Origin of the sequence: Teichococcus globiformis, from assembly GCF_042646265.1 — a bacterium.
Classification (GTDB): Bacteria; Pseudomonadota; Alphaproteobacteria; order Acetobacterales; family Acetobacteraceae; genus Pseudoroseomonas; species Pseudoroseomonas globiformis.
Window position 1 is genome coordinate 608,942 of sequence record NZ_JBHRTN010000018.1, and the last position, 20,990, is coordinate 629,931.

A 20,990-nucleotide genomic window follows, 5' to 3' on the forward strand; every position below is an offset into this window, starting at 1 on the left:
CGGCTCATCCGGTCACAAGCAGGAACCCTGCCCAGGCTGCGGTCTTGCGCCGCCGGCCCACCTTGGGACATGACTCCACGGACCAGCCGGGCTTCTCAAGAACCGGCAGCGCCAGGAGATGTCCATGACCCGCCTGCCCCGCCGCGCCTTGCTCGGCGCCGCCGCCCTGATTCCCTTCGCGCCTCGCGCACGTGCCGCGCAGGCCGCCTGGCCCAGCAGGCCGGTCAAGTTCGTGGTGCCCTTCGCGCCGGCCGGCACCACCGACATTGCCGCGCGCATCCTGGCAACCCGGCTGCACCAGCGACTGGGGCAGCCTTTCCCGATCGAGAACCGCGCGGGCGCCGGCGGCAACATCGGCTCCGATGCCGTGGCGAAGGCCGATCCTGATGGCTACACCATCCTGATGCAGACCGTGTCGTCGGGCGCGATCAACTACGCGCTTTATGCCGGTGAGATCCCCTACAAGCCGGCCGACCTCGCCAATGTCGGACTGCTGATCCGGGTGCCGAACGTGATCTTCGTCACCCCTTCCCTGCCGGTGAAGACGCTGGCCGAGCTGGTGGCGCTGGCGAAGTCCAAGCCCGGGGACCTCAATCATGGCTCGTCCGGCGCGGGCACATCGCTGCACATGGCGGGAGAGTTGCTGAAGCTGGAGGCCGGCATCCAGATGACGCATGTGCCGTTTCGCGGCGCCGGCCCGATGCTGGCCGAGGTCATGGCCGGCCGCATCGAGTGCGCCGTGGACAACCTGCCTTCCGCCATCAACCACATCCGCGATGGAAGACTGCGTGCGCTGGCCGTCACCAGCAGCACGCGCAGCCCCGCCCTGCCGGACGTGCCGACAACGGCGGAGGCGGGCTACCCGGGTGTCGAGGTCACCGGCTGGTTCGGCGTGCAGGCGCCGGCGAAGACGCCCAGGTCCATCGTGGAGAAGCTGGGTGCGGAGATCGATGCCATCGTCAAGGAACCGGACACCTGGGCCAAGCTCGCCGACCTGGGCGGCATGAAGCCGGAACTGACACCCGATGGCGGCACCAGCCCCGAAGCCTATGAGAAGTTCGTCACCGCCGAGGTGGCCAAATGGGCCGATGTGGTGAAGCGTTCGGGGGCGACGGTGAACTGACCCTCCGCCGGGGCGACGTTGCCCCGGCCTTCTCAGCCCTCCCGGGCCGGCATCGCCGCCTCGATCCAGGCGGCGTGGCTGAACAGCGCGGCATCCCTGTCCTGGAAGCCGAGCAGTTGCAGCCCGAGTGGCAGGCCTTCCGACCGCAATATCGGCAGCGACACTGCCGGGATGCCCAGCACCGAGCCGGGCGCGGCAAACACCGGGTCGCCGGTCGACTCCAGCCCGACCGGCGCAGCACCCGTTGCCGAGACGCTGATCATGCCGTCGCAAAGCGCCGCCAGCCGGCCATGCACGGCGCGGGCGGTCGCACGGCGCTCCAGCAATGCCACGTAATCGCCACGCGTCATGTGCCGCGCCACGGCCAGGCGGTCCCGCGCCGAAGGGCTGAGCGCCGCCTCGTCGCGCGCCGCGAAGGCACCCAGCGGCCACAGCCATTCCCAGGCATTGATGCCGTTGGACAGGGCCTTGGCATCGGCCACCAGCCGCTCCAACTCGGCCAGCTCAGGGCAGGCTTCAGCGGTGAGGATGGCAACGCCGCGTGCCATCAGCGCCTCCAGTGCGATGTTCAGCGCGGCTGCGGCATCAGCGTGCAGCAGCGACCAGCCGGCGGTCTGGAGCAGCGCCAGCGCCCGGGGTTGCCGCGCCTCCGGGAGTGTCAGCGGGCCGGCAAGGCCAGGATATCCGGGGTCACCTCCCACCCGCTCGGCGATGGCGCGGGCCATGCACCAGGCATCCGACAGGCTGGCCGCCATCGGGCCGGTGGTGCTCTGGCTCAGCATGTCCAGGCTGCCGCCGCGATTGATGCCGCCAACCGAGGGCTTGAAGCCATAGACGCCCGTGTACCCGGAAGGGCGGATGATGGAGCCCACCACCTGCGTGCCCAGGGCACCAGCCACTATTCCTGCCGCCACCGCCGCGCCTGAACCGCTGCTGGAGCCGCCTGGCGTGCGCGCCACGTCCCAGGGGTTGCGGGTTCCACGCGGTTTGGTGGAGGCGAATTCCGTGGTCACGGTCTTGCCCAGGATGGCGCCTCCTGCTTCGCGCAACGCCCAGGCACTGGCCGCCGTGAAGCGGGGCACATGGCCTTCAAACAGCGGCGAACCCATCTGCGTCGGCAGGTTATCGGTGTCGATGATGTCCTTGATGCCCAGCGGCATCCCGTCAATGGCCGAGAGCGGGCGGCCAGCCTGCCAGCGCAGGGTGGCGGCATCGGCAGCGGCGCGCGCGCCGGACACATCCGTGGCGGTGAAGGCCCCGATGCGGGGTTCCCAGTTCTCCAAGGCTTCCAGACAGGTTTCCAGGAAGTCACGCGGTGTCCTGGCACCGGACGCAAAGGCAGCGGCATGGCTGGTGAAGGGTCGAAGCTCGGGTGTCATGGCGCATCCTGTGGGTGGCGGTCAGCAACCATGCCAGCAAAGCCGTTGCCGCATCACCCCTGTGCAGGAGGGGCCGGTCGGCCAATGGGTCGCCCCCGGTTCCAGGGCCGGATGCGGGGGTCTGGCAGTCGCCAGATCATCCCCTTCGCCACGCCGACCAAGCTCAGCGCGTGTCTTCCGCAGGAACAGCGAACGGTCCCATCAGGCGGGTCGGCTCCATCCGCAGCGCCAGGGTGGTGAAGCCTTCCTGGCGTCCTGCCCAGACCAAGAAGGGGTTCACCGCCAGCAGGTCGCCGGGATGCAGGGTGATGCGGAGAGGCAAGGCCGGGTCCGCCGTTGCCCGCAGCGCCGTCAGGGCTGCGGCCGCTTCCGCGGCGGCGGCGGTCTCGTCCAGCCGCGCGGCGAAAACGCCATGGTGCAACACGAACACCGGACGATCCGGGCCTTCGCGCTGCGGGAGCGGTCGGTAGAGCGCCTCCAGGGCCGCGCGATCCGACTTCATCAGGGCGTTGTGCCGGGCGGCGGCCGATTCGAGGGCCATCTCCGCCCGCGCGCAGCAGAGCAGTAGCAATGCATCGCAAGGCTCCGCGTGCAGCGCGCCCTGGCTTGGCGGCAGCGCGATCGGCGCACCGATGCGGCTGCCCAGCAGGCGCAGCAGCGCTTCCGGGTCGGCAAGTTGTGGCAAGCCCCGCATCAGGCAGAAGCCCATGCCGTGCGCCAGTCGATCCGCCACCTCGCTCAGAAGCGGGGTCAGGCGCGGCATGGGATGGGCCGGATCGGCCAGGGCGGCCTCGATCTCGGTTCCGGCCTCGGCGCCGAGCGGCAGCATCCAATCCGAAGGGGAAAGCGTGGCGCCGCTCCAGAGGTGAGGCCCGGTCTGGGGTACGATGCGGCGTGTGGGGCTGGTGTCGGTCATCGGCGCTAGGTTTAACGCAGTGCCCCCCCGTTTCGTCACCCCGTTCCGCATCGCCAACCCTCCGCAAACCCCCTTGCCCGATCCGTCATCGCGACGCAGGCTTTCCACCAGGCCGGCACGCACGGCGGTTCCGCAGAAGGACAGGCGCATCATGGACGACACCCTCCAGGCCGATTGCACTTCCGAGGCCAAGCGCGCCCTGGCCCTGCCTTTCGAGGCGGAGGCGCTGCTGGCCGGGCTGCGCCCCTGGGTGGAGTGCGAGAGCCCGACCTTCGACACGGCGGCGGTGAACCGGATGATGTCCCTGGCGGCACGCGACTTGGCCATCCTCGGCGCGCGGATCGAGCGCATTCCAGGCCGGATGGGCCTGTCCGACTGCATTCGCGCGCGCTTCCCGCACCCGGATGCCGATGCTGAAGGCGGCATCCTGGTGCTGGCGCATCTGGACACGGTGCACCCGCTTGGCACGCTTGGAGTCCTGCCCTTTCGGCTGGAAGGAGAGCGCTGCTTCGGTCCGGGCATCTGCGACATGAAAGGCGGCACCTACATCGCCATGCAGGCCATGGCGGCGATCATCCAGTCAGGGATCGCGCTGCGCCGCCCGGTGACCTTTCTGCTCACCGGGGACGAGGAAATCGGCAGCCCCTCCACCCGCGACCTGATCGAGGCCGAGGCGGCGCGGCACGAGGTGGTGCTGGTGCCGGAGCCAGCCCGTCCCGATGGCGGCGTGGTCACCGGCCGCTATGCCATCGCGCGCTTCAACCTGAAGACCACCGGCCGCCCAAGCCATGCCGGCTCGGCCCTGTCGGATGGTCGCAGCGCGATCCGCGAGATGTGCCGGCTGGTGCAAGCCATCGAGGCCATGACCACCGAGGCCGCGACCTTCTCTGTGGGCGTGATCCGCGGCGGGCAATGGGTGAACTGCGTCACCACCACCTGTGAGGCCGAGGCGCTATCCATGGCGAAGCGCCAGGCCGACCTCGACAGCGCGGTGCAGCGCATGCTGGGCCTGGCTGGGGGAAGCGAAGTGGGTGTCGAGATCACCCGCGGCGTGACCCGGCCTGTGTGGGAGCCGGATGCGGCGGTGATGAAGCTTTACCGCTGCGCCGAAGCCCTGGCAGGGCATCTCGGCTACGCCCTGCCACATGCCAGCGCCGGCGGCGGCTCGGATGGCAATTTCACCGGTGCGCTCGGCATCCCGACCCTGGACGGGCTCGGCGTGCAGGGGGCCGGCATCCATACTCTCCAGGAACATGTGCAGGTCGCAAGCCTGGTGCCGCGCGCCCGCCTTTTCGCAGGCCTGCTGGCCAGCGTCTGAACCCCCCCTTCCAACCCACGCAGGACCTTCGCCATGCCCTTTGTCCGCATCGACCTCTTTCCCGGCCGCACCGCCGAGCAGAAGGCCAACACCGCCCGCGCCATCACCGAGGCCCTGGTGCAACACGCCGGCTGCACCCCCCAAAGCGTGCAGATCGTCTTCGCAGAGGTGGCGAAGTCGGATTGGGCAAATGCCGGGGTGATGGCCTCTGAGGCCAAGCCCGGCAGCTAGGCTGACGCGATGGCGGCGAGGTAAATCGGCTTGCGTCGCAAGCTGAGGCGCAGCATCTTGCCACCCTTCTCCACCGGAGGTCGAAGATCCGAGACGTAGCCCTGCCGGCCACGTGGGACCCGGCCAACGGACGGTGCGCGTTGAACCGGGACCGGCATGCCTCTGCACTCCATTCTTCTGGCTGGCGGAACGTCTGATTTCGCCGGCGAACTGCCTTTCAAGATCGCCCAGAACCTGCAGAGCTTCCGCGACGAGCATCCGGGCTTCCGCCACCGGCTCTATGGCGACGAATCTCTTCGTGCGTTCCTGGAAGCCCATTTCGGGGCCGAGGTGGTGGCCGCCTACGACGAGTTGGTGCCGCTGGCCTACAAGGCCGATCTTGGCCGCTATTGCCTGCTGCACGCGCTGGGCGGCATCTACAGCGACGTGTCGAATTTCTTCATGGCGCCGCTGCTGAACGGGCCGCGGATCGACCGGCTGCATGTGTTCCGCGACAACCACAGCGCCGCGCCCTGGATCGTCAACAACGCCATCATCGCGTCGCCGCCCGGAGCGCCGGTGTTCGCCCGCTGCATTGAGCGCATCTGCGCCCATGCCGCCAGCCGGCACTACGGCACCAACGCGCTTTGCCCCACCGGTCCAAACCTGTTCGGTGCGGAGTTAGCGGCCTCGGCCACGGTCGGCGGGCTGGCGAATGGCCGGGTGGTGCTGGTCAATCCCGGCGCGGCTTACGAGGCCTTCGCCTTTGTTTCCGCGGGGGGCGAGCTGGTTGCGGTGCGGCGCAAGACATCGCCTGGCCTTGCCTCGCTGGGCTTCCCGGTGGCTTCATCCTATGCGCAGATCTACGACGCGCGCGGCATCTACCGGGGCGATCTGGCCGCCGGCCGCCGCTTTCCGGCCGTGGAGCTGGCCGCCAAGGGCTGGCTGCACGGCTCGGCCGCACCCGGAGCGGACGGATCGGTGGAACTGAGCCCGCAGCCGGGCATCGTCATCTCCGGCCCCTATGTGGCCCTGTCACCCGGCCGCTACACCGCCGCCTTCCGGCTCCGCCCCTCCGAAGGCGGGTGCGAACGGCTGCGCGGCGCGGTGGATGTGGTTTGCGGCGCGGGGCACCACGTCCTGGCACCCTTGCAGCAGCTCGACCTGCCCCTGAACGGCGCGACCAGCCTCAACATCGGCTTCGAGCTGGAAGCCGAGTGCATGGATGTCGAAATCAGGCTCTGGGCCACGGAGGCGACCCGGTTCCGGGTGGCGGAGCTGGAAATCGGTATGGCGGCCTGAGCTACGGCTCCCGGACCATCGGCAACACCGCACACAAGGCAGCGATCAGGGCCGCGATCATCGCATCCGTGTGGAAGGGCGTGGCGCAGAGCCGCAGCCTTTCCGTGCCACGCGGAACGGTGGGGTAGTTGATCGGCGTAACGTAAAGGCTGAACTCCTCCAGCAGCCGCCGGGCCACCATCCGGCAATGCCCGGCACCGGGAACGGGGATGGGCACGATGTGGCTCTCGCTCGGCAGGCGGGGCAGACGGGCGACGTCCAGCGCCGCCTTCAGCGCGGCGGCACGCTCCCCTAACCTCTCCCGCAGCCCGGCATTGTCCCGGATACGGCGGATGCTGGCGCGCGCGGCGGCGGCGGTGGCCGGCGGCATGGAGGTGGTGAAGATCAGCCCGCCCGCTGTGGAGCGGACATAGTCCACCAGTGCCGCATCGCCCGCGATGTAGCCGCCCACCACGCCCACACCCTTGGCAAGCGTGCCCTGGATGATGTCGATGCGCGCTGTCGCGCCGTCGCGCTCGGCGATGCCGGCGCCGGTCGCGCCGTAGAGTCCCACGGCATGCACCTCATCCAGGTAGGTCATGGCGCCATGACGGTCGGCCAAGTCGCACACCGCGTGCAGCGGCGCGACGTCGCCATCCATGGAATACACGCTTTCCAACGCAATCAGCTTCGGCGCCTCCGGCGGAGCCTCGCGCAGCAATACCTCCAGGTGCTTCAGATCATTGTGCCGCCAGATGCGCTTCCCGGAGCCGCCGCGGCGGATGCCGTCGATCATGGAGGCGTGGTTCATCGCGTCCGAGAACACGATGGTGCCGGGCAGGGCGGAGAGCAGCGCCGACAGGGCCGCCGAATTGGCGATGTAGCCCGAGCCGAACAGCAGCGCCGCCGGCTTGCCGTGCCAGGCCGCCAGGTCGGCCTCCAGCCCGGCATGCAGCGGCGCGGTGCCGGAAATGTTGCGAGTCCCCCCCGCGCCGGCGCCGTGCGCGGCAATGGCATCGGCCGCCGCTTGCCGCACGGCCGGATCGCAGCCCATGCCGAGATAATCGTTGGACGACCACACGGTGATCTCGCGCGGTGGAGCGCCGCCGCCAGGATGCCAACGATAGGCGGGGAACCTGTCGGCCAGCTTTTCCAGCGCGGCGAAATCACGGTAGCGGCCTTCTGCGCGCATCGTGTCGAGGTGGCCCGCGCAATGGGCGCGCAGCATCTGCCGGGTATCCATGGCCCCTGGCATAGCCCCGGCGGCGCGCAATTTCACCCGGTTTGCGCGCCCCCCTGCCCCGCTTCGGCGGCAAGGATGCCGCGCAGGCCCTCGCGGTAGGACGGGTAGCGCCATTCAATTCCGAGGGCCGCCTTGGTCGCCGCGGAGCGGACCCGGCGGCTTTCCGACCAGAAGGAGCGGCCCATGGGCGACATCGCTTCCCAGGCCTCGGCGAAGGACACCAGCGGCGGCGGCTCCAGGCCCAGCAGGCGCGCCGCCTCGGCCACCACATCCGCCCCTGCCGCCGGCTCATCATCGGCCAGGTTCAAGACCCTCGCCTGCCCCGGCGCGGGTGGGCGGGCGATGCCGGCCAGGATGGCGGCAGCGATGTCGTCGCGATGAATGCGGGAAAACACATGCCCCGGTCGGTCCACCCGTCGCGCCCGGCCGGCGCGCAGGTCATCGAGCGCCGACCGCCCGGGACCATAGATTCCGGCAGTGCGGAACAGGTCCAGCGCCGCGCCACGCCCGACGAGGGCGGTAGCCCAGGCCCGCTCGGCCGCCAGGCGACGATGGGCACGGTCCTGGCGCGGCGCGGGTGGCGTCGCCTCCTCCGCCCAGCCGCCGCCGAGGTCGCCATAAACGGCAGTGGTGGACATGTAGCCAACCCAGCGAAGCCGCTCGGCGGCGGCGATGGCCGCACCATGGGCCTGCAGCACCGGGTCCCCCGCCTCGCCCGGTGCGGCGGTGACCAGCAGATGCGTGGCATGCCGCAGCGCCGGCCCGGCTTCGGCAAAACGCAGCACGGCCGGGCCGCCGGAAGACGCGCTGTCGGCGGCCTCGCCCCCCTCCGGCTCGCGCCGCGTGCCTGTCACGGTCATGCCAGCGGCCAATGCGCGGCGCGCCACCTCTGTTCCGGCATAGCCAAGCCCCGCCACCACCAGATGCATCGCCACCCCCTGCTGCCAACACGGCCGATGTGGCGCAAGGCCGGCCATGACGCTAGTCTCGCCGGCCATGCGGGCTCCTCTTCGCAACGCGCTGCTTGGCGGCGCCGCCCTTGCCCTTCTGGCCATGCTCACGGCCGGCACAACTTTGCTGGGCGATGCGGCGCGGCCTTCCGCCGCCGAAAGCCCAGGCGCAACGTTGCCCCCCGGTGGCGGTTCGCCTGCCGCTGCGGGAGGGGTCCTACCGGAACAGTCGGCGCCTGAGCCGCCACGGCTCGCCGAGGGGCCGGATTACGACGCCTGCCTGGCCCAGCTTCGCATGGATCCCGAGGGTGCCATTGCCCGCGCCACCGCCTGGGAAGCGCGGGGTGGCGGCGAAGGGGCGCGACACTGCCTGGCCCTCGGCCTGCTGGCGGCTGGCGACGCCCCGCGGGGCGCCGAGCGCCTGGAACGGCTGGCCGCCGCCTCCCAGGCTCCCGCCGCCATCCGTGCCTCAGTCTACGCCCAGGCGGCGCAGGCCTGGATGCTGGCTGCGCAGCCGGACCGCTCCTATGGCGCCGTCACCCTTGCCCTCAGCCTCGTGCCGGGGGATGCCGCCCTTCTGGTGGACCGTGCCGTGGCCGCGGCGGGGCTCGGTCGCAACGCCGAGGCGCTGATCGACCTCGATCAGGCGATCCGCCAGGACGGGGCGCGCGTGGAGCCCTGGGTATTTCGCGCCGCAGCGCTGCGGCGGCTGGACCGGCCGGATGAGGCGATGCGCGATGTGCAGCGTGCCTTAGCGATGGAGCCGGGCAATGCCGAGGCGATGCTGGAGCGCGGTATCCTGAAGCAGTTGAAGGGCGACACGGCCGGCGCGCGCCGGGACTGGCAGCAGGTGGTACGGTTGGCGCCGGACAGCGCCGCGGCCGATCTGGCGGCGCAGAACCTGGCGCTGAACGAGGCCGGGCCGAGGCGGCGCTGAACCCATGCTGCGGGCCACGACGCTGAGCATCGGGATCGCCCGGGACCAGCGGACGGTGCGACGCGAGCTCGCCCGGCCGAAGGCCCTGGCCCAGGGCTGAGGCGTCAGGCGAAGCCGGCGCGCGAAGGCCAGCCGTTCCGCTTCAACAACCGCACCACGGGGCAGATGCCGGTGAAGGAGGCCTGCACCAGATGTGCGCCCATCAGCCCCGCCAGCCACAGCCAGCGCTGGTCATGCCAGACGGCCAGCAGCACGCTGAGCAGCACCACGCTGCCCGCCACAAGAAGAATCATCCGCTCCAGCGTCATCATCCTGCCCTTCGCTAAGTATGGGCGCATCTGGCCACGGATTTTCGTAACGATGTAATAACAAAATCAGGCGCGGCTGCCGCTCATGCGTGGTGCCGCGCACGCTGGCTCATCACGCAGGCCGCCACCACCAGGATGCCGCCGGCCAAGGTCGCCGTTTGCGGCAGCACGCCCCAGATCGCGAGGTCCGCCAGCATAGCCCAGAGCAGTGCGGAGAATTCCAGCGGCGCCAGCTGGGCGGCGTTGGCATGGCGGAAGGCGACGGCCAGGCAGATGGTGGCGGCCCCGGCGAAGATGCCGTTCACCGACAGCGCCAGCCAGTCCCCTCCCTGGGGCGGTACCCAGGCGCTGATGGTGAAGGGCAGCAGCACCAGGACACCTGGCAAGGCCGACCACAGCACCAGCCGGGCCACTCCTGCCTCGTGCCGCAGCGAACGGTTCACCGTCAGCACCAGAGCGTAGCTCACAGTGCCGAGCAGGGCATAGCCATAGGCCAGCAGGCTGCCGCCGGCCTGCAGCCCGGGTGCCATTGCCACCAGCACGCCCAGAAAGCCGACCCCGCTCCAGAGCCACACCGCGCGAGGCAGCTTCTCGTTCAACACCAGGGCGGCCAGGGCCAGCGTCATGAAAGGTGCGGTGAAGTAGACCAGGTAACCCTCGGCGAGCGGGATCTCCCGCAGGGCCTGGAAAAAGCCGAAGGCCGAGCCAAGCATGGCAGCGGCGCGCAACAGGTGCAGCCAGGGATGGCGGGTGCCCAGTTCGCCGCCGGTGCCGGGGCGCACCAGCCGGGCGGCCAGCAGCAAAGCCAGAACCACCACCAGCCGGACCAGGACCACCTGCGCCACCGGATAAGCGCCTGAAAGCAGCTTGCTGTTGGCGTCCAGCGCAGCGAACAGGCCGAGCGCTGACAGCATGGCCACCGATCCCCCGAGACGCACTCCATCCCTCCCCGGCCAAAGGCTTCGCGCCGGCTTCTGGCCTGCGGCGCCGCCCCTGTCCATCCCGCGGCGCGGCAAAAGGCCGCTTTCCTTGCGGGCGCGGGCAGGGCACAAGCGAGGCTGACATGACCCCCTCTCTCGCCTCCGCCCTGATGCCGTTGATGCGCGGCATGGACCCCGAACGTGCCCACAACCTATCGCTGAAGATGCTGCGCCTGGGATTGGTCGGGCGCGATCGCACGGCCGACGACCCGGTGCTCGCCACATCGGCGCTCGGGCTGGCATTCCGCAATCCGATCGGGCTTTCGGCCGGCTTCGACAAGAATGCCGTGGCGGTGCGTCCGCTGATGCGGCTGGGCTTCGGCTTCGTGGAGCCGGGCACGACCACGCCGCGCCCACAGGACGGCAACCCGCAGCCGCGCCTGTTCCGCCTGCCGGAGGACGCGGCGGTGATCAACCGGATGGGCATGAACAATGAGGGAATGGCGAGTTTCGTTGTCCGGCTGGCGGCGCTGAAGCGGCCCCTGCCTGCGGTGCTCGGCGCCAATATCGGTATCAACAAGGAAGGTGCGGAGCCGGAGCACGACTACCCTTCGCTCTATGCCGCCGTGGCGCCGCAGGCCGATTACGTCGCCATCAACGTCTCCTCCCCCAACACGCCGGGGCTGCGCGACCTGCAGGGGGAGGCGAAGCTGGCCGCCATTCTGGAAGCGGTGGCGGCCGCCCGCGCCGCCGCGCCGCGCCAGCCCCCCGTGCTGGTGAAAATCGCGCCCGACCTGGCTGATGAGGCGCTGCCAGGGCTAGTGGAAAACTGCGTGGCCCAGGGTGTGGCCGGGCTGATCGTCAGCAACACCACGGTTGCACGGCCCGACAGCCTCAGAAGCGCGCATCGCGGCGAAATGGGTGGATTGTCGGGTCAACCGCTCTTCGCTCCCTCCACTGAGCTGCTGCGCCGGGTCTTCCGGCTGGCGCAGGGCCGGCTGACCCTGATCGGCTGCGGCGGGATTGCCTCCGGCGAGCAGGCTTATGCCAAGATCCGTGCCGGCGCGTCACTGGTGCAGCTCTACGCCGGCTTCGCCTATGCAGGCCCCGCCCTGGTGCCTCGGCTGAAGCAGGAGCTCGCCACGCTGCTGAAGCGCGACGGGTTCCGCCACGTTCATGAAGCCGTAGGAGCTGACGCCCGATGAAGATCTTGGATTCCGTGGCGCCCCTTGCCGAGGACCATGACGGCTTCATCCTCGACATCTGGGGCGTGCTGCATGACGGGGAGAAGCCTTATCCCGGTGTGGTGGAGGCGCTGCGCGAGCTGCGTGCGCGCGGCAAGCGGGTCGTGCTGCTGTCCAACGCGCCGCGCCGGTCCTGGACCGTGGCCAAGGCGTTGGAGGACATGGGCCTGCCACCGGAATTGTTTGACGGCGTGGTGACCTCGGGCGAGGTGGCCTGGACGCTGTTGCGCGACCGTACCCATCCCTTCTTCGCCAAGTTGGGGCGGACCGCGTTCCACATCGGGCCGGACCGCGACTTGTCAGTGATCGAGGCCTTGGACATCCCGGTTTCCCGCGACGCCGCAGCGGCCGATTTCGTGCTGAACACCGGGCCGGATTTCGAGCATGGCCGGCTGAGCACCGATCCGTACCGGCCGATGCTGGAAGCCGCGGCCGCGCGGCGCCTACCCATGGTCTGCACCAATCCGGACCGCGCCGTGATGGTGGGCGGCGAGCGGCTGATCTGCGCCGGTGCGTTCGCCGACATCTACATGGAGCTGGGCGGCGAGGTCATGGAGATCGGCAAGCCCGATCCCATGGTTTACGAGACGGTGCTGTCGGCACTGGCGGTTCCGAAGGACCGCATCGTGGCGGTGGGCGATACGGCTCACACCGACCTTGCGGGCGCCATGGCGGTGGGCGTGGCGCCGGTGTGGGCGCTGACCGGCCTGGCGGGCGATCATTTCGGGCCGGATCCGTCGCCCGATGCGCTGGATGAGGAAGCAGCGCGCGAGGGCGTGCAGCCCGTGGCGGCGCTGCGCTCGCTGCGCTGGTAAGAGCAGCTGGCGCCGCGCCCAGCACATGGCAGACCCGCCGGAGCCTGTTGGCATGGTGGCCGCGCTGGCGCCCATGGGCAGCAAGCCCCTAGGCTGAGGGCATGAGCCCGAGAGACGTTTCCCCGGAACATCCACCAGTCGCGGAAGACCCCCTCTGTCTACCCGGCCAAGCCTCTCCGGGCTCGGCCCGGCCACGCCGCATCCCCGCCACCTGGCTGCTCACCCTGCTGATGGGCCTTGGCCCGTTCAGCATGCAGATCATCATCCCCGCCTTGCCGACCTTGGCCGGCGCCTTCACTGTGCCCTACGCCACGGCGCAGATGACGCTGACTGTCTACCTGATTGGCGTGGCGCTGGGGCAGCTCATCTACGGCCCGCTCTCGGATCATTTTGGCCGCAGGCGGGTGCTGCTGGTGGGGCTGCTCATCTACCTGACGGGCTCGGTCGCCGCCCTGGTGGCGCCGTCGATCGGCTGGCTGATCGTCGCGCGGGCTGCGCAGGCGGCGGGAGCCTGTGCCGGCATGGTGCTGTCCCGCGCCATCATTCGCGACGTCTTCCCGCGCGACGAGGCCGCCAGCAAGATCGGCTTCGTCATGATGGGCATGACGGTGGCCCCCATGATGGCGCCGCTGCTGGGGGCCGAGCTGGGCATCCTTCTCGGGTGGCGCTCCATCATGCTGGCCTGCGTGCTGTTCGGCGCGGTGATGCTGGCGGTGGCCTTCCTGCGCCTGCCGGAAACCCTGCCGGTGGTGCAGCCCCTGCCGGGCCTTGCCGGCATGGCCCAGGCTTACTGGCAGCTTGCCCGCCTGCGCTCCTTTCGCTGCTACACCGCGATCACGGCCTGCAGCACGGGTGTGTTCTTCGCCTTCACCGCAGGTGCCCCCCGCGTGGTCATGGATGGCATGGGGCATTCGGCCAGGGCCTATGCGCTGGCCTTCATGGCGATCTCGGTCGCGTTCGGCATCGGCTCCTATGTCGCCGGGCGCTTCTCCGCCCGCATGGGGCTGGAACGGATGCTTCGCTGGGGCCTGCTGCTCAGCTCGGGCGGGGCGTTGCTGGGGGTGCTGATCCAGTGCCTCATGCCGCCGCAGCTGGCACTGTTTTTCCTGCCCATGGCGGTGGTGGCGATCGGCAACGGCATCTCGCAGCCGGCCGCGGTTGCCGCGGCGGTGAGCGTGCGGCCGCAACTGGCTGGCACCGCCTCCGGCCTGATCGGCGCTCTGCAGATGGGAACCGGCGCGGCGATGACGCTGGTAGCCTCGGCCCTGGAATTCGGCGCCGGGATCGGCACGGCGGCGGCCATGGCCGGTTGCGCGTTGGGAGCCCAGTTAGCCATGCGCGGTGCTCGCGCCGCCGGGTGAGGCACGGTTCGCGTTGACCGCGGCACAGCCCTGCGTCACCGTCGAAGCGTGAAGTGCCTCGATCCCCAGATCACCGAACAGCTCGCCGCTGAGTTGCCCGCAAAGGTGTTCCTGCTTGTGCTGGAAACCTATCGGCTCGATCTCGTCCGCCTTGGCGAGGAGATGGGTGAAGCGGTACGGCGGAGCGACAAGGCCGGGTTCCGACGTGCGGCGCATGCCCTGGCTGGTGCCGCAGGCGGCATCGGCGCCACCGAGATCCAGCGGCTGGCGAGGAAGGGCATGGACGAGGCTGCCGATCCGGCACCGATGTATCCGCCTCTGCGCACGGCCATCCTGCAAGCCTGCGAAGCCATCGATGTCTTGGCGGACGGCGTGACCGGCGGACATCCCTCCTGAGGCTTCGAGGGCGCGCGGCAGAATTTCCGGCGAAAAAACCACACAAAGAAAGAATTCAGCAACGCTACTACGCATTAAATAGTCTAGCTGGGAGGATAAGCCCGGCTTCCGCCGGACACCGTTCGCGGAGCCGTTTGGATCGGGAAGAAAGGCACTTCGCCGGATGGATCGGGTCTGGACCTGTCTGACACAGGAACATGACGCCAAGCTGGTGGTGCTGGCGGCTGTGATCTGCATCGGCGGCGCCTTTATCGGCCTGGGAGTGCTGCGCCGTGCCGCCGCCGCCACGGCGCGCGCCCGGGCCGGATGGCTGGTGATGGGCGGCATGACCGCGGGCTCGGCGGTCTGGTGCACTCATTTCGTGGCCATGCTGGCCTATGAGCCCGCTCATTACCTGGGCTTCCAACCCCTGCTGACGCTTGCTTCCCTGGTGCTGGTGATCCTGTCCGCCACCGCAGGCTTTGCCCTGGCCATCAGCAGTTTGCCGGCCGCGGCCATGCTGGGCGGCGCTGTGTTCGGGCTGGGCGCCAGCGCCATGCACTACACCGGCATGGAAGCCTTCGGTGCCAATGGCATTCTGCTCTACGACCTGCCCTTGCTGACAGCCTCCGTTCTACTGTCAGTGCTGCTCTGCGTCGCAGCACTGTCCCAGGCGCTGACACAGCGCGGCGGATGGGATTTGGCCGGGGCGGTGCTGCTGTTCTGCCTCGGCATCGTGGCACTGCATTTTACCGGCATGGGCGCAGTGCTGCTGCTGCCGCTGCCTTACGACCTCCGGGCACAGGGCAATGGCCATGGGGTACTTGCGCTGGCCATCGGGCTGGTGGCCTTGATGGTCATGTCAGCCACCGCCGCGGCCTGGCTGATCGACCATCAGAATCGCGCTGAGGACCTGCTCCGCATGCGCCGCCTGGTGGATTCCGCGATCGAAGGTCTGGCTGTGATCCAGGATGATCGCATCGTCGAAGCGAATGCCAGCCTGCAGGCCTTGACCGGCCTCTCCCGCACGCAGCTCATGGGACAGAAGATGCCGGGCGATCTGTTGCCCGTGCTGGTCATGCCGGAAGGCGAGGCCACGGTGGAGACGCAGTTGCGCAGGCCAGATGGCAGCCTGGTGGATGTGGAGCTGGTGGTTCGGGAAAACGTTCCGCTGCCAGGCAAGCGGGTGTTCGCCCTGCGTGATCTTCGGGAACGACGGGAGCAGGAGCGCCGGTTGCGCCATCTCGCGTTGCATGACGCGCTGACCGGCCTGCCCAATCGCAGCGGCTTCGGCCAGCAGATCGATCCCGTGCTGAGGGATGCCGGACTCGCACGGCGGAGGCTGGCCCTGTTGCGCATCGGTTTGAACAGGTTCAAGGAAATCAACGACCTGCATGGTCACAGCGTTGGAGATGCCTTGCTGCGCGACTATGCGGCGGTTCTGGCGGCGCTGACGCCGCCCGGCGGCCTGACGGCCCGCCTCGGCGGTGATGAATTCGTGCTGCTGCTGCCCTTCGCTGAGCTGCATGAGGTGCAAAGTCTGGCGGCTTCGATGGTTGAGGTCGGAACAAAGGCACGGCCGCAGGGTTCAGGCACCACCGCCGCCATCGGGATCGCCCTGTTTCCGGATGATGCCGGGGACGCCGAGGCTCTGATGGCCAATGCCGATGTGGCAATGCGCCGGGCGAAGTCGACGCCGGCGGCCGATATCTGCTTCTACCAGGCGAGAATGGATGCGGTGGTGCGGGACCGCCGGCGACTGGCGGATGACCTTCGCATGGCGCCCGGGGCGGGGCAGCTGAGCCTTCACTACCAACGACAGGTGGAGACTGGCACTGGCCGCGTTTCCGGCCACGAGGCGCTGATGCGCTGGCAACATCCGGTCCGGGGCTTTGTTTCACCAGCCGAATTCATCCCCGTGGCCGAGGCAACCGGTTTGATCCTGATGCTGGGCGAATGGGCGCTGCGCACGGCCTGCGTCCAGGCCGTCGCCGAGCCGAGGCTGGGCAAGGTGGCGGTAAATCTTTCGCCCGTGCAGTTCCGCCAGCCTGGCCTCCCGGCGCTGGTAGCGGATGTGCTGCGGCAGACCGGTCTGCCGCCGTCGCGGCTGGAGCTGGAGATTACCGAATCCACCCTGATGCAGGATCCGGCACGCACGCTGGAGATGCTGCGAGAGATCAAATCGCTGGGCGTCAGCGTGGCGATGGATGATTTCGGCACCGGCCACTCCTCGCTGGCGACGCTGCGTGCCTTTCCGTTCGACAAGATCAAGCTGGACCGCAGCTTCATGCCGGAGGTGGACAGCAACCAGCAGGCCCGTGCCATTTTGCGGGCCGTGCTCGGCATCGGACGCGGCCTGGGCATTCCGGTCCTAGCGGAGGGTGTGGAGACCTCGGCCGTGCTCGACAGCCTGCGTGACGAAGGCTGTGCCGAGGCCCAGGGCTACCTGCTCGGCCGTCCTCTCCCGGTGCAGGCCCTGGACTTCCCGGACACCAGCAAGGAAGCCGCCTGACCGACCTTCCCGTGCCCGGCTAACCTTCGGCCTCAGCCGCGCCGGATCATGAGCGGCCCAAAGGTCTGGCAGACCGGCATGAGCTGGAGGGTGTTGATGTTCATCCGCGCGGGCCGTGTGGCAACCCAGTGCACAGTCTCGGCAATATCCTCGGGCGTCAGGGGCTCCGTGCCCTCATAGACTTTGGCGGCCTTGGCATCGTCGCCGCCGAAGCGAACATTGGAAAACTCGGTTCCGCCCACCAGGCCGGGCTGAACATCGGTGACCCGGATGGCCGTGCCGCCGAGATCGGCTCGGAGATTCAGGCTGAACTGGTGAACGAAGGCCTTGGTGGCCCCATACACGTTGCCGCCCGGATAGGGCCATTCGGCCGCGGTGGAGCCGATGTTGACGATGTGGCCCCGGTTGCGCGCCACCATGCCCGGCAACACGGCATGGGTCATGGCGACCAGCCCCTTGACGTTGGTGTCGATCATGGTTTCCCACTCGGGGAGGCTGGCGCGCTGGGCCGGCTCCAGCCCCAGGGCGAGTCCGGCATTGTTGACCAGCACGTCGATCTCCGCCCATTCGGCCGGCAGGTCAGCGATAACAGCCGCGAGGGTGGCAGTGTCGCGCAGGTCGAGCACCATGGGATGCACCCGCTCCGCGCCGAGCTCGGCGGCCAGGGCCTCCAGCCGATCGGCACGCCGGCCGGCGGCGATGATGCGGGCGCCGTCGGCGGCGAAGCGGCGCGCAATGGCGGCGCCGAAACCGGCGGTCGCACCGGTGACGAGGATGATCATGCTGCGAAGCTCCGCTTGAACAGGTTTCCGGTATGGCAGCGCCCGGTGCGTACGGGAACCCCCGGGGACTGGCGGGCCGCGGTCAGTCGGCACCGGCCCGCAGCAGGGCGGGGCCATGCGCGCGCAGCCAGGCCTGCGCAGCCTCGCGATGCGGGCTGAGTTCCGCCAGATGCGCCCAGAACCGGTCGGAGTGGTTCATCTCCCGCAGATGCGCCACCTCATGCGCCACGACGTAGTCCAGAACCCAGGGCGGGGCCATGACCAGCCGCCAGGAGAACGCTAGTGTTCCGTCAGCGGCGCAGCTGCCCCAACGACTGCGGGTATCCTTGAGGCGGATGGTTCGCGGCCGCACCGCCAGGGTTAGGGCATGAAGGCGGGCACGCGGCGCGATGCGCAGCGCCGCCTCGGTGCGCAGAAGCGCCCGGACCCGCAGCGGCACGGCCTCAAGCCGTCCGCCGACCATGATGCCATCCGCCTCCAGCACAGCGGGGCCGCGCCGCGTGACACTGTGCCGGATCGGGTGGGAGCTATCGCCGAGCGGTACCTTGGCGCCAGGCACGAAGCGCAGCGGCGTCGGCAGAGCGCGCAGCCGGCCTGCCACCCAGTCGGCATGGCGGCGCAACAGCGCCAAGCCGGCCTGGCGCCCTGCTCCGGGCGGCAGGGTGATGACGGCGCCCCCCAGCACCGGGTCGATGCGCAGCGTCACCCGCTTCGCACGCGAGGAACGCCGCCAGCGCAAGGGACAGTCAAGAGCAACGTCCGCATCCCGCCCCACCGGTGCAAGCAGGATGCTGTCAGCCTTCATCCATGGCGCGCCGGATAGCCTGCCGCAGATCGGGGCCGAGATAGGGCTTGGTCAGAAAAACCGCGTTGGGAACCGCCTGCGCGGCCTCGGTCGCCCCGTAGCCGGAGGCGAACACCACCCGCAGCGCCGGCAGCCGGGCCCTTGCCTGCCGTGCCAGTTCCAGCCCGGACATGCCGGGCAGCCCGATATCGGTGAAGAGGACGTCGAACTCATGCCGGTCCAGCTCCCGCAGGGCGCTACGCGCATCGCGCGCCCCGATGACGCGGAAGCCGTAGCCGGACAGCAGATCCTCGCTATCCATCAGGATCAGCGGGTCATCCTCTACCAGCAGGACGCGGGCGGAAGGCGCGGGCGCAGCCGGTGGCTGCTCGGGCACGGCAAGATCGGCTGCGCCGCTGCGCTGCTGGGCCAAACCGGCCAGCATCTGGCGGTGGTTGTTGAGCGTGTGGCGCAGCTTCCGCGCTAGATCCTCCCGCCGGTAGGGTTTGGACAGCAGCGCCACACCGGCATCGAGCCGGCCGCCATGCACAATGGCGTTCTCGGTGTAACCGGATGTGAAAAGCACGGCGGCACCGGGATGGAGGGCCTGTACCTGGCGGGCCAGATCAGGGGATCGCACCGGGCCCGGCATGACCACGTCGGTGAACAGCAGGTCGATGGCGATACCGCTTCGCGCGATGGCCAGTGCTGACTCGCCATCCTGCGCCTGCAGCACCGTGTAGCCGAGCCCGGCGATCAGATCGACCACGACCTCCCGCACCACCGGGTCGTCCTCGGCCACGAGAATGGTTTCGCGCCCGCCGGTCACGGGTCCGGTCAGCGGTTGCTCCAGGACGGCCTCCGCTTCGTGCGAGCGTGGCAGGTAGAGCCGGATGGTGGTGCCCTGGCCAGGCTCGGAATAGATCTTGATGTGGCCTTGGCTCTGCTTGACGAAGCCATAGACCATGGACAGGCCCAGCCCCGTGCCGCGCCCTTCCCGCTTGGTGGTGAAGAAAGGCTCGAACACCTTCTCCATCACCTCGGGCGTCATGCCGCTGCCGGTGTCGGAAACGGCCAGCATGACGTAGTCTCCTGCCTCCACATCCCCATGGCGGGCCGCATAGGCTTCGTCCAGCACCGCATTGACGGCCTCGATGGTCAGCTTTCCGGCATCGTCCATGGCATCGCGCGCGTTGACGGCCAGGTTGAGCACCGCGTTCTGCACCTGAAGCGGGTCGGCCAGGGTGTTCCAGAGCGCGTCCTCGATCACCAGTTCGATCTCGATCGCCTCGCCAATGGTCCGGCGTAGCAATTCGTCCATCTCGCTGACCAATCGGCCCAGATGCATCACCCGCGGCTCCAGCGGCTGCCGGCGCGCAAAGGCGAGGAGCTGGGCGGAAAGCCGTGCGCCACGCTCTACGGCACCCTGCGCCACGCTCATCCGGCGCAAGTCCTCGGGCGCCGAAAGTGCCGGTTGCAGCAATTGGAGATTGCCGCTCAGCACCTGCAGGAGATTGTTGAAGTCATGCGCAACGCCGCCGGTAAGCTGACCGATCGCCTCCATCTTCTGCGATTGACGAAGTGCCTGCTGGCTGGCTTCCAACTCGGCGGTGCGGCTGCGCACCATTTCCTCCAGGTGATCCCGGTAGACAGCCAGCTCATCCGCGATGCGTTTCTGCTCCGACACATCGTAGCCAAGCACGAAGATACCGGAGACCTGCCCCTCGCCGTCCAGGATGGGCTGAAAGACGAAGTCAAGAAAGCGCTCCTCAAGCGTGCTGCCATCCGGGGCACGCAGCCGGGCCGGCATGGACAGGGCGTTGAAAGCCCGGCCAGTGGCATAGACCTGGTCGAGAATGCTGAGGAAGGGCTGTCCATCCAGCTCCGGCAGCGCTTGCCGCACCGGATGGCCCAGAATGTCAGCGCGGCCCACGATGCGCAGATAGGCCGCATTGGCAATCTCGAAGACATGCTCCGGTCCACGCAGGAAGGCGGCAAAGGCCGGCGCCTGCTCGACCAGCCGGCGCAGTTGAGTCCGCTCCGCATCCAGGACGAGGTTGGTGCGTGCCACGGCCTCGGCTCTGCGCATAACGTCGGAGCCGTTGGCGCTGCTGAAACTGATGGTGGCGTCGCGCTTCAGTGCAGTGACGTCGTCGGTCTGCTGCAGAATCTGTGCGAGCCGCCCCTCCTCATCGAAGATGGGAGTGTGGGTCGCACTCCAGAACCGTTCGTCAAACTCGCCGCCCGGCATGGGAATGGCATAGCGGATCAGGGCGATGGTATGCGGCTCACCCCGATCGAGCACAGCGTCCAGAGAAGCGCGCAATTGCCGCTCCGCCTCGCCCCCCGGATCGTGCCCGTTCGATGGAAAGGCGTCGAAGACATTGCGGCCGACCAGGGCATCAAGGGCGCGGCCGGTAGCCGCCAGATATGCCCGGTTAGCCCAGAGGATGGTCAGTCTCGCATCCATGACCATGTAGCAGCGAGGCGCCGCATCCAGCAGCGCCCGGAAATCCAGGTTTGCCATCGCAG

19 protein-coding genes and 1 pseudogene are annotated in these 20,990 nt (G+C 69.0%); 10 read left to right on the forward strand and 10 right to left on the reverse strand.

Annotation, left to right across the window (positions count from 1 at the left end; all coding sequences use genetic code 11):
• The first annotated feature begins 124 nt into the window (after nt 1–124).
• Nucleotides 125–1,123: a Bug family tripartite tricarboxylate transporter substrate binding protein gene (locus ACFOD4_RS17100; protein ID WP_379598353.1), complete on the forward strand. Its 999-nt coding sequence runs from the start codon at nt 125–127 to the stop codon at nt 1,121–1,123.
• Nucleotides 1,124–1,155: 32 nt separating this feature from the next.
• On the opposite strand, the gene ACFOD4_RS17105 is transcribed toward ACFOD4_RS17100, so the two are convergent.
• Together ACFOD4_RS17105 and ACFOD4_RS17110 are read right to left on the reverse strand one after the other, a co-directional pair.
• The gene (locus ACFOD4_RS17105; protein ID WP_379598355.1) at nt 1,156–2,502 is read right to left on the reverse strand and encodes an amidase family protein; all 1,347 of its coding nucleotides are present in this window, start codon (nt 2,500–2,502) and stop codon (nt 1,156–1,158) included.
• 163 nt (nt 2,503–2,665) lie between these two features.
• On the reverse strand, nt 2,666–3,571 hold the full coding sequence (locus ACFOD4_RS17110) for a hypothetical protein (RefSeq protein WP_379598356.1): 906 nt from the start codon (nt 3,569–3,571) through the stop codon (nt 2,666–2,668).
• Between ACFOD4_RS17110 and ACFOD4_RS17115 the strand changes: the two genes are divergently transcribed.
• Both ACFOD4_RS17115 and ACFOD4_RS17120 read left to right on the forward strand, forming a co-directional pair.
• Entirely contained in the window at nt 3,570–4,736 is a 1,167-nt protein-coding gene (locus ACFOD4_RS17115; protein WP_379598358.1) for a M20/M25/M40 family metallo-hydrolase, read from the forward strand. The two genes, ACFOD4_RS17110 and ACFOD4_RS17115, sit on opposite strands and share 2 nt — an antisense overlap.
• Before the next feature lie 30 nt (nt 4,737–4,766).
• Nucleotides 4,767–4,967: pseudogene (locus ACFOD4_RS17120) on the forward strand (tautomerase family protein); the annotation flags it as partial.
• On the opposite strand, the gene ACFOD4_RS17125 reads toward ACFOD4_RS17120, so the two are convergent.
• Nucleotides 4,964–5,125, reverse strand: a complete 162-nt coding sequence (locus ACFOD4_RS17125) for a hypothetical protein (RefSeq protein ID WP_379598359.1) — start codon at nt 5,123–5,125, stop codon at nt 4,964–4,966. The pseudogene ACFOD4_RS17120 and the gene ACFOD4_RS17125 overlap by 4 nt on opposite strands.
• Between ACFOD4_RS17125 and ACFOD4_RS17130 the strand changes: the two genes are divergently transcribed.
• Complete coding sequence (locus ACFOD4_RS17130) at nt 5,124–6,248, forward strand: glycosyltransferase (RefSeq protein ID WP_379598361.1); 1,125 nt, start codon at nt 5,124–5,126, stop codon at nt 6,246–6,248. The two genes, ACFOD4_RS17125 and ACFOD4_RS17130, sit on opposite strands and share 2 nt — an antisense overlap.
• A 1-nt stretch (nt 6,249) precedes the next feature.
• Here ACFOD4_RS17130 and hemA read toward each other — a convergent pair whose 3' ends face one another.
• Both hemA and ACFOD4_RS17140 read right to left on the reverse strand, forming a co-directional pair.
• A complete protein-coding gene (hemA, locus tag ACFOD4_RS17135; protein ID WP_379598362.1) occupies nt 6,250–7,455 on the reverse strand; it encodes a 5-aminolevulinate synthase in 1,206 nt (401 codons plus the stop codon).
• A gap of 47 nt (nt 7,456–7,502) precedes the next feature.
• Nucleotides 7,503–8,468, reverse strand: a complete 966-nt coding sequence (locus ACFOD4_RS17140) for a Rossmann-fold NAD(P)-binding domain-containing protein (protein ID WP_379598364.1) — start codon at nt 8,466–8,468, stop codon at nt 7,503–7,505.
• Here ACFOD4_RS17140 and ACFOD4_RS17145 point away from each other — a divergent pair.
• The gene (locus ACFOD4_RS17145) at nt 8,446–9,357 is read left to right on the forward strand and encodes a tetratricopeptide repeat protein (protein ID WP_379598365.1); all 912 of its coding nucleotides are present in this window, start codon (nt 8,446–8,448) and stop codon (nt 9,355–9,357) included. The genes ACFOD4_RS17140 and ACFOD4_RS17145 overlap by 23 nt on opposite strands.
• A 104-nt stretch (nt 9,358–9,461) precedes the next feature.
• Here the strand turns inward: ACFOD4_RS17145 and ACFOD4_RS17150 are convergent, their stop codons facing one another.
• Together ACFOD4_RS17150 and ACFOD4_RS17155 are read right to left on the reverse strand one after the other, a co-directional pair.
• On the reverse strand, nt 9,462–9,668 hold the full coding sequence (locus ACFOD4_RS17150) for a YgaP family membrane protein (RefSeq protein ID WP_379598367.1): 207 nt from the start codon (nt 9,666–9,668) through the stop codon (nt 9,462–9,464).
• Nucleotides 9,669–9,748: 80 nt separating this feature from the next.
• Nucleotides 9,749–10,579, reverse strand: coding sequence for a DMT family transporter (locus ACFOD4_RS17155; protein WP_379598369.1), 831 nt, complete (start codon nt 10,577–10,579; stop codon nt 9,749–9,751).
• 149 nt (nt 10,580–10,728) lie between these two features.
• Between ACFOD4_RS17155 and ACFOD4_RS17160 the strand changes: the two genes are divergently transcribed.
• The 5 genes from ACFOD4_RS17160 (at nt 10,729) to ACFOD4_RS17180 (ending at nt 16,892) form a co-directional block, all read left to right on the forward strand.
• Complete coding sequence (locus ACFOD4_RS17160) at nt 10,729–11,790, forward strand: quinone-dependent dihydroorotate dehydrogenase (RefSeq protein WP_379598371.1); 1,062 nt, start codon at nt 10,729–10,731, stop codon at nt 11,788–11,790.
• The gene (locus ACFOD4_RS17165; protein ID WP_379598373.1) at nt 11,787–12,644 is read left to right on the forward strand and encodes a TIGR01459 family HAD-type hydrolase; all 858 of its coding nucleotides are present in this window, start codon (nt 11,787–11,789) and stop codon (nt 12,642–12,644) included. The genes ACFOD4_RS17160 and ACFOD4_RS17165 overlap by 4 nt, the downstream gene beginning before the upstream one ends.
• 101 nt (nt 12,645–12,745) lie before the next feature.
• Nucleotides 12,746–14,005 carry a multidrug effflux MFS transporter gene (locus ACFOD4_RS17170; protein WP_379598375.1) on the forward strand — a complete coding sequence of 420 codons (1,260 nt, stop codon included), beginning with the start codon at nt 12,746–12,748 and terminating at the stop codon, nt 14,003–14,005.
• Nucleotides 14,006–14,110: 105 nt separating this feature from the next.
• Nucleotides 14,111–14,401, forward strand: coding sequence for an Hpt domain-containing protein (locus tag ACFOD4_RS17175; protein ID WP_379598377.1), 291 nt, complete (start codon nt 14,111–14,113; stop codon nt 14,399–14,401).
• A 163-nt stretch (nt 14,402–14,564) separates the two neighbouring features.
• On the forward strand, nt 14,565–16,892 hold the full coding sequence (locus ACFOD4_RS17180) for a bifunctional diguanylate cyclase/phosphodiesterase (RefSeq protein WP_379598379.1): 2,328 nt from the start codon (nt 14,565–14,567) through the stop codon (nt 16,890–16,892).
• A 32-nt stretch (nt 16,893–16,924) separates the two neighbouring features.
• On the opposite strand, the gene ydfG is transcribed toward ACFOD4_RS17180, so the two are convergent.
• From ydfG to ACFOD4_RS17195, 3 genes are all read right to left on the reverse strand, one after another.
• Nucleotides 16,925–17,674 carry a bifunctional NADP-dependent 3-hydroxy acid dehydrogenase/3-hydroxypropionate dehydrogenase YdfG gene (gene ydfG / locus ACFOD4_RS17185; protein ID WP_379598381.1) on the reverse strand — a complete coding sequence of 250 codons (750 nt, stop codon included), beginning with the start codon at nt 17,672–17,674 and terminating at the stop codon, nt 16,925–16,927.
• Nucleotides 17,675–17,756: 82 nt separating this feature from the next.
• Nucleotides 17,757–18,479 (reverse strand): M48 family metallopeptidase, encoded by a 723-nt coding sequence (locus ACFOD4_RS17190; protein ID WP_379598383.1) that lies wholly within the window; start codon nt 18,477–18,479, stop codon nt 17,757–17,759.
• On the reverse strand, nt 18,469–20,985 hold the full coding sequence (locus ACFOD4_RS17195) for a hybrid sensor histidine kinase/response regulator (protein ID WP_379598385.1): 2,517 nt from the start codon (nt 20,983–20,985) through the stop codon (nt 18,469–18,471). Before ACFOD4_RS17195 ends, ACFOD4_RS17190 begins: the two co-directional genes overlap by 11 nt.
• Between the last annotated feature and the right edge of the window lie 5 nt (nt 20,986–20,990).

Excerpts from the sequence above, each read along its gene's own strand:
- ACFOD4_RS17180 (WP_379598379.1), top strand. The coding sequence starts at position 14,565 with ATGGATCGGGTCTGGACCTGTCTGACACAGGAACATGACGCCAAGCTG.
- ACFOD4_RS17165 (WP_379598373.1), top strand. The coding sequence starts at position 11,787 with ATGAAGATCTTGGATTCCGTGGCGCCCCTTGCCGAGGACCATGACGGC.
- ACFOD4_RS17130 (WP_379598361.1), top strand. The coding sequence starts at position 5,124 with ATGCCTCTGCACTCCATTCTTCTGGCTGGCGGAACGTCTGATTTCGCC.
- ACFOD4_RS17105 (WP_379598355.1), bottom strand. The coding sequence starts at position 2,502 with ATGACACCCGAGCTTCGACCCTTCACCAGCCATGCCGCTGCCTTTGCG.
- ACFOD4_RS17150 (WP_379598367.1), bottom strand. The coding sequence starts at position 9,668 with ATGATGACGCTGGAGCGGATGATTCTTCTTGTGGCGGGCAGCGTGGTG.
- ydfG (WP_379598381.1), bottom strand. The coding sequence starts at position 17,674 with ATGATCATCCTCGTCACCGGTGCGACCGCCGGTTTCGGCGCCGCCATT.
- ACFOD4_RS17115 (WP_379598358.1), top strand. The coding sequence starts at position 3,570 with ATGGACGACACCCTCCAGGCCGATTGCACTTCCGAGGCCAAGCGCGCC.
- ACFOD4_RS17100 (WP_379598353.1), top strand. The coding sequence starts at position 125 with ATGACCCGCCTGCCCCGCCGCGCCTTGCTCGGCGCCGCCGCCCTGATT.
- ACFOD4_RS17160 (WP_379598371.1), top strand. The coding sequence starts at position 10,729 with ATGACCCCCTCTCTCGCCTCCGCCCTGATGCCGTTGATGCGCGGCATG.
- ACFOD4_RS17155 (WP_379598369.1), bottom strand. The coding sequence starts at position 10,579 with ATGCTGTCAGCGCTCGGCCTGTTCGCTGCGCTGGACGCCAACAGCAAG.
- ACFOD4_RS17195 (WP_379598385.1), bottom strand. The coding sequence starts at position 20,985 with ATGGCAAACCTGGATTTCCGGGCGCTGCTGGATGCGGCGCCTCGCTGC.
- ACFOD4_RS17145 (WP_379598365.1), top strand. The coding sequence starts at position 8,446 with ATGACGCTAGTCTCGCCGGCCATGCGGGCTCCTCTTCGCAACGCGCTG.
- hemA (WP_379598362.1), bottom strand. The coding sequence starts at position 7,455 with ATGCTGCGCGCCCATTGCGCGGGCCACCTCGACACGATGCGCGCAGAA.
- ACFOD4_RS17125 (WP_379598359.1), bottom strand. The coding sequence starts at position 5,125 with ATGCCGGTCCCGGTTCAACGCGCACCGTCCGTTGGCCGGGTCCCACGT.
- ACFOD4_RS17110 (WP_379598356.1), bottom strand. The coding sequence starts at position 3,571 with ATGATGCGCCTGTCCTTCTGCGGAACCGCCGTGCGTGCCGGCCTGGTG.
- ACFOD4_RS17170 (WP_379598375.1), top strand. The coding sequence starts at position 12,746 with ATGAGCCCGAGAGACGTTTCCCCGGAACATCCACCAGTCGCGGAAGAC.
- ACFOD4_RS17140 (WP_379598364.1), bottom strand. The coding sequence starts at position 8,468 with ATGGCCGGCGAGACTAGCGTCATGGCCGGCCTTGCGCCACATCGGCCG.
- ACFOD4_RS17190 (WP_379598383.1), bottom strand. The coding sequence starts at position 18,479 with ATGAAGGCTGACAGCATCCTGCTTGCACCGGTGGGGCGGGATGCGGAC.